Here is a 6152-nt window from a genome sequence, read left to right as displayed (position 1 = left end):
CCGCAGGTGCGTCCAGCACGTCCAGCGCGTCCGGCGCGTCCGACGGAGGCGAACCGCGGCTACGCTCCGTGATGTGTCCTGGAAGTGCTGCTTCCGCACGAGGAATTGACGCAACGTTGATCTGTCGTTCGCCGCCCCGGGGCAGTTGGCCATGACTGTCGGTAGATACCATGTGGCAATCGGTCAGTGCTGGCCGACGCGTGCCGAGAGCGGAGAAGAGGTGGGGCGGCGGGAGCCGACCACGAGCCCGGCACCGGGAAAGGGGACCGAAGTGGCCGACGCGGACGACAAGCAGATGAGCACCCAGGTGTGGGGTTCGGCGGTGGTGGTGGGCTCTGCGCTGGCCGTGGTCGCGGCCTATCTGATCAACGGCGCCCTGCTGGTCCTGGCGGTCGCCGGGGTCGAGACCCTGCTGCTCATGGTGTACGTCGCCCGCCGCTGGCGCGCGATGCACGGCGATCGGGCCCCGGTCCGGCACCGCCCGCGCCGCGGCATCCCGGACGCCGCGCACTGCGAGCGCTGCCGCCGGGCCCGCGAGGCGCTCGACGCCCGGCAGGCGCGGGCCCGCTCGGCCGGTGCGCCGGGGCGGTCCGGGTCCGCGGCGCTCCCGACGGCGGCCGGGTCGCCGCGCGAGCCGTACCGGGAGTCGCGCGAGCCCCGCCGGGAGTCGCGCGGGGAGCAGCACCACGCCCGCGGGGAGCAGTACTACGCCCACGGCGAGCACCACCACGCGCACGGGCTGCTGCAGGATCCGGGCCCGCAGTCGGAGTCCGGCGCCGTCGACCACTCGGCCGTCCCGCGCCGCCCGCAGCTCCGGGCCCCGTACGAGCGGCCCTGGACGGCGGAACGGGCGGCCGGCCGGTCCGTGGACCGTTCGACCGCCCGTCGGGGTGCGCCGGGATCAGCCGGCCGTGCTGTACGCCACCAGTGAGACGCCGATGTACTGGACGATGAACGCCCCCAGGGTGAAGGCGTGGAACACCTCGTGGAACCCGAACCAGCGCGGTGAGGGGTTGGGCCGCTTGAGCCCGTACACCACGCCGCCGATGCTGTAGAGCACTCCGCCGACGATCATCAGCACCAGGACGGCGACCCCGCCGGTGTGCAGGAAGTCCGGCAGGTAGAAGGCGGCGGCCCAGCCCAGCGCGAGGTACACCGGTGTGTACAGCCAGCGCGGCGCGCCGACCCAGAACACCCGGAACGCGATCCCGGCCAGTGCGCCGCCCCAGACCGCCCAGAGCAGCAGTTGCTGGTCGGCGCCCTTGAGCAGCAGCATCGTGAACGGCGTGTAGGTGCCCGCGATGATCAGGAAGATGTTGGCGTGGTCCAGCCGGCGCAGCACGGCGTCCCCGCGCGGGCCCCAGTCGAAGCGGTGGTACACCGCGCTGACCCCGAAGAGCAGCCAGGCGCTGACCGAGTAGATCGCGCAGGCGATCCTGGCGGGCGTGGAGTCGGCCAGGCAGATCAGCACGATCCCGGCGGCCACCGTGGCGGGGAACATCCCGGCGTGCAGCCAGCCGCGCCACTTCGGCTTGCTCTCCATGAGTGCACTCTCCGCGAGCGCAGCAGCAGTCATGCGCAGCATGCTACCCGTTACCTACGGATCCGTAGGTTACTGGCGCGTAGGAAGTGGCGATCGTCACTGTTGGACGTTTTGGAGTAATAGGAGTGTGGCGCCGCACACTCCGTCCCGGGTGGGGCCGCTCTGTTACTGGTCAGTAATCATACTGGCTGGAGTAAAAGGTGCGTCAATTTCGACGCTTCGCCGCGTTCCGGCCTTGAGTCCGGAGCTACGCTGCAAGCACCCTCAGACCCCCGCGACGCCGTCTCCTCGCCGAGATGGCGTGAAACGGAGCGATCGTGTCGTACGAGATCTCTGCTCTCAGCGCATCCGCGCCCACCCGCCACAAGCAGCTGCTCGCTTGGGTGAGCGAGATCGCCGAGCTCACCCAGCCGGACCGCATCGAGTGGTGCGACGGTTCCGACGAGGAGTACCACCGCCTCGCGGACCTGCTGGTGGCGCAGGGCACCTTCAAGAAGCTCAACGAGGAGAAGCGCCCCAACTCCTACTACGCCGCCTCGGACCCCACGGACGTGGCGCGCGTGGAGGACCGCACCTTCATCTGCTCCGAGCAGGAGAAGGACGCCGGACCGACCAACAACTGGAAGGCCCCCGCCGAGATGCGGGAGCTCTTCCAGGGCGAGCAGGGACTCTTCCGCGGCGCGATGAAGGGCCGCACGATGTACGTCGTGCCCTTCTCGATGGGCCCGGTCGGCTCCCCGCTGGCCGCGTACGGCGTCGAGATCACCGACTCCGCCTACGTCGCCGTCTCCATGCGCGTGATGACCCGCATGGGCCAGGCCGTGCTGGACCAGCTCGGCGAGGACGGCGACTTCGTCAAGGCCGTGCACACCGTCGGCGCCCCGCTCGCCGAGGGCCAGGCGGACGTGCCGTGGCCGTGCAACAGCACCAAGTACATCTCGCACTTCCCGGAGACCAAGGAGATCTGGTCCTTCGGTTCGGGCTACGGCGGCAACGCCCTGCTCGGCAAGAAGTGCTACGCGCTGCGCATCGCCTCGACCATGGCCCGCGACGAGGGCTGGCTGGCCGAGCACATGCTCATCCTGAAGCTCACCCCGCCGAACGGCGAGGCCAAGTACGTCGCCGCCGCGTTCCCCTCGGCGTGCGGCAAGACCAACCTGGCCATGCTCCAGCCGACGGTCCCGGGCTGGAAGGTCGAGACGATCGGCGACGACATCGCCTGGATGCGCTTCGGCGCCGACGGCCGGCTGTACGCCATCAACCCCGAGGCCGGCTTCTTCGGCGTCGCCCCCGGCACCGGCGTGGACACCAACGCCAACGCCATCGACACCCTCTGGGGCAACACCGTCTTCACCAACGTCGCCCTCACCGACGACGGCGACGTGTGGTGGGAGGGCCTCACCGAGGAGCCCCCGGCGCACCTGACCGACTGGCGCGGCAACGACTGGACCCCCGAGTCCGGCACCCCGGCCGCCCACCCGAACGCCCGCTTCGCCGTCCCGGCCGCGCAGTGCCCGACCATCGCCCCGGAGTGGGAGGACCAGGCGGGCGTGCCGATCTCGGCGATCCTGTTCGGCGGCCGCCGCGCCACCGCCGTCCCGCTGGTGACCGAGTCCTTCGACTGGCAGCACGGCGTCTTCCTCGGCGCCAACATCGCCTCCGAGAAGACCGCCGCCGCCGAGGGCACCGTCGGCGAGCTGCGCCGCGACCCGTTCGCGATGCTGCCGTTCTGCGGCTACAACATGGGTGACTACTTCGCCCACTGGCTGAAGGTCGGCGCCCGGGCGGACGCCGCCAAGCTGCCGAAGATCTACTACGTCAACTGGTTCCGCAAGGACGCCGGGGGCAAGTTCGTCTGGCCCGGCTACGGCGAGAACAGCCGCGTGCTCAAGTGGATCGTCGAGCGCCTGGAGGGGACCGGCGAGGGCGTCGAGACCCCGATCGGCGTGCTGCCGACCGTCGAGGGCTTCGACCTCGGCGACCTGGACCTGTCCAAGGAGGACCTCGACCTGCTCTTCACCGTGGACGCCGACCTCTGGCGCCAGGAGGCCGCTCTCGTGCCGGCCCACCTGGAGACCTTCGGCGACCACACCCCGAAGGAGCTGTGGGACGAGTACCGGAACCTCGTCGCGCGCCTCGGCTGAGCCTGAGCCTCAGCCGGGAGAGAGGCGGGCGCGCGGCACGAACCGCGCGCCCCGCCGAGCGGCAGGACGGCCGGAGTTCCGCCGGGCGATTTTCCCCCGACCAAGGAGATCGCCCGGGCCGGGACTCCGGCCGTAGTGTTTTTCCCCGGGGCTTCCCGCCCGGGCTACGGCTGGACGTAACCCCCGAGGAAGTCGCCGATCCGGGTCACCGCGTCGGTGATCTCCTCCGCCCGGGGCAGGGTGACCAGCCGGAAGTGGTCCGGCTCCGGCCAGTTGAAGCCGGTGCCCTGGACCAGCAGGATGCGCTGGGAGCGCAGCAGGTCCAGCACCATCCGGGCGTCGTCCTTGATCTTGTGGACCTTGGGGTCCAGCCGGGGGAAGGCGTACAGCGCGCCCTTGGGCTTGACGCAGCTGACCCCCGGGATCTGGTTCAGCAGCTCGTACGCGGCGTCCCGCGAGGCGTGCAGCCGGCCGCCGGGCAGCACCAGGTCGCGGATCGACTGCCGTCCGCCGAGCGCGGCGGCCACGGCGTGCTGGGCGGGCATGTTGGCGCACAGCCGCATCGAGGCGAGCACGGTGAGGCCCTCGATGTAGCTGCGGGCCCGGCGCCGGTCGCCGGACAGCACCATCCAGCCGGAGCGGAAGCCGGCGACCCGGTACGCCTTGGACAGTCCGTTGAAGGTGACGCAGAAGAGGTCCGGGGCCAGGGTGGCCAGCGGGACGTGTTCGGCGTCGTCGTAGAGGATCTTGTCGTAGATCTCGTCCGCGTAGACCACCAGGTCGTGCCGGCGGGCGATCTCCGCGATGCCCTCCAGCACCTCGCGCGGGTAGACCGCGCCGGTCGGGTTGTTCGGGTTGATCACCACGATGGCCCTGGTCCGGTCGGTGACCCTGGCCTCGATGTCGGCGAGGTCCGGGTACCACTCGGACTGCTCGTCGCAGCGGTAGTGCACCGCGGTGCCGCCGGCGAGTGAGACCGAGGCGGTCCACAGCGGGTAGTCCGGGGCCGGGACGAGCACCTCGTCGCCGTCGTCCAGCAGCGCGGTCATGGCCAGCTGGATCAGCTCGGAGACGCCGTTGCCGAGGAAGACGTCGTCGACGGAGAGGCCGTGCAGCCCGCGGTCCTCGTAGTGCATGACCACCGCGCGGCGGGCGGAGAGCAGGCCCTTGGAGTCGCCGTAGCCGTGCGCGTCGGCGAGGTTGCGCAGGACGTCCTGGAGGATCTCCGGGGGCGCCTCGAAACCGAAGGTGGCCGGGTTGCCGGTGTTGAGTTTGAGGATGCGGTGGCCCTGTTCCTCCAGCCGCATCGCCTCGTCGAGCACCGGGCCGCGGATGTCGTAGCAGACATTGGCGAGCTTGCTGGACTGGATGACCTGCATGTCCGCCTACTTTAGGGGTACGGAGGGGCCGTGCGGCCGGTCTCCGCGGGGGTGCTTTCGGGGGCCCGAACAGCCCCCTTGGATCGGCAGGCGGGGGTGGCGGACGGCCTTCCGAACCAGTAGTCGAATGTCCGGAATGCTCGTGTATGCGAGGAGCGCTGTCGCGCTTTCGTGCGGAACGAGACGGACGGCACACCGCCCGGCGCGGGAGGATGGGGCCGGTCGCGCCGATGGCGTCGGTCGTGTCGGTCGCGTCGGTCGAAGTGGGGGTGCGCCGGTGGTCCCGGTCGTGGTGGCGGCGGTGCTGGTCGGTCTGCTGGCGGCTCCACCGCTGCGCGGGCTGATCGCCCGGTTCGCGGTGCCGGAGGGCGAGCCCCGGTGCGAGGACTGCCCGGCCTGCGGGCGCCGGGTGCGCCTGCTGCCGCCGACCGGGCGCTGCCGGGGCTGCCGGGAGCGGCTGGGCGCCGGCGCCTGGACGGTGGAGGCGGTCGCGGTGGCGGTAGCCGTCGCGGTGGCGAACGCGGCGGACCGGCTGGTGCTGGTGACCCTGGCGATGGGCTGGGCGGCGGCGCTCGGCGTGGCGCTCGGTTTCGTCGACGCGCGGGTGCGCCGGCTGCCGTACCGGCTGACCCTGCCACTGCTCGGCGGGGTGACGGCGCTGCTGCTGGCGGCGGTGCCGAGCGCGGGGCCCGGGGTGGCGCTGCGCTGCCTGCTGGTCGCGCTCGCGGTCGGGGGTGTGCTCGAACTGGCCGTCTGGCTGGGCGCGTTGGGCCCGGGGGACTCCCCGCTCGGGCTCGCCCTGGGCGGGCTGCTCGGCTGGTACGGCTGGTCGGTGGCGCTCGGCGGGCTGTTCGCCGCGATGGTGCTCGCCGGGCTGTGGGGCACCCTGCGGGCCGCCGCCGCGCTGGTCCGTCGCCGCCCGGTGCGCGGACTGGACCTCCCGGTCGGCCCGTTCCTGCTGCTCGGCGCGCTCACCGCGGTCCTGGCGCGGTGAGCGCGCGCCGCCGGGACATCGAACGCCTTGAAGGGGAGGGGAACGGAAGGGGCCGCCCCCCCCCTGGGTGCGGCGGGCCCCCCCCCCGACGC

Annotated in this window: 5 protein-coding genes; 3 read left to right on the top strand and 2 right to left on the bottom strand. The window is 71.9% G+C overall.

Annotated elements, in window-relative coordinates; genetic code table 11:
* Positions 1-271: 271 nt before the first annotated feature.
* Positions 272-931 carry a hypothetical protein gene (locus ACFVHV_RS42915; protein WP_380359199.1) on the top strand — a complete coding sequence of 220 codons (660 nt, stop codon included), beginning with the start codon at positions 272-274 and terminating at the stop codon, positions 929-931.
* Here the strand turns inward: ACFVHV_RS42915 and ACFVHV_RS42910 are convergent.
* The gene (locus ACFVHV_RS42910) at positions 902-1576 is read right to left on the bottom strand and encodes a hemolysin III family protein (RefSeq protein WP_380359196.1); all 675 of its coding nucleotides are present in this window, start codon (positions 1574-1576) and stop codon (positions 902-904) included. The genes ACFVHV_RS42915 and ACFVHV_RS42910 overlap by 30 nt on opposite strands.
* Before the next feature lie 284 nt (positions 1577-1860).
* On the opposite strand from ACFVHV_RS42910, the gene ACFVHV_RS42905 reads away from it, so the two are divergent.
* Positions 1861-3687 carry a phosphoenolpyruvate carboxykinase (GTP) gene (locus tag ACFVHV_RS42905; RefSeq protein WP_359899489.1) on the top strand — a complete coding sequence of 609 codons (1827 nt, stop codon included), beginning with the start codon at positions 1861-1863 and terminating at the stop codon, positions 3685-3687.
* Between the two features lie 164 nt (positions 3688-3851).
* On the opposite strand, the gene ACFVHV_RS42900 is transcribed toward ACFVHV_RS42905, so the two are convergent.
* Positions 3852-5066, bottom strand: coding sequence for a pyridoxal phosphate-dependent aminotransferase (locus tag ACFVHV_RS42900; protein WP_359899491.1), 1215 nt, complete (start codon positions 5064-5066; stop codon positions 3852-3854).
* Between the two features lie 277 nt (positions 5067-5343).
* On the opposite strand from ACFVHV_RS42900, the gene ACFVHV_RS42895 reads away from it, so the two are divergent.
* Positions 5344-6060 (top strand): prepilin peptidase, encoded by a 717-nt coding sequence (locus ACFVHV_RS42895; RefSeq protein ID WP_359899493.1) that lies wholly within the window; start codon positions 5344-5346, stop codon positions 6058-6060.
* Positions 6061-6152: the final 92 nt, after the last annotated feature.

It is taken from the genome of Kitasatospora sp. NPDC127116, assembly GCF_042677365.1.
In the GTDB taxonomy this organism is placed as follows: Bacteria; Actinomycetota; Actinomycetes; order Streptomycetales; family Streptomycetaceae; genus Kitasatospora; species Kitasatospora lactacystinica.
Note: the sequence above shows the minus strand (reverse complement) of the source record. Positions and strands in the feature narration are given on the sequence as shown.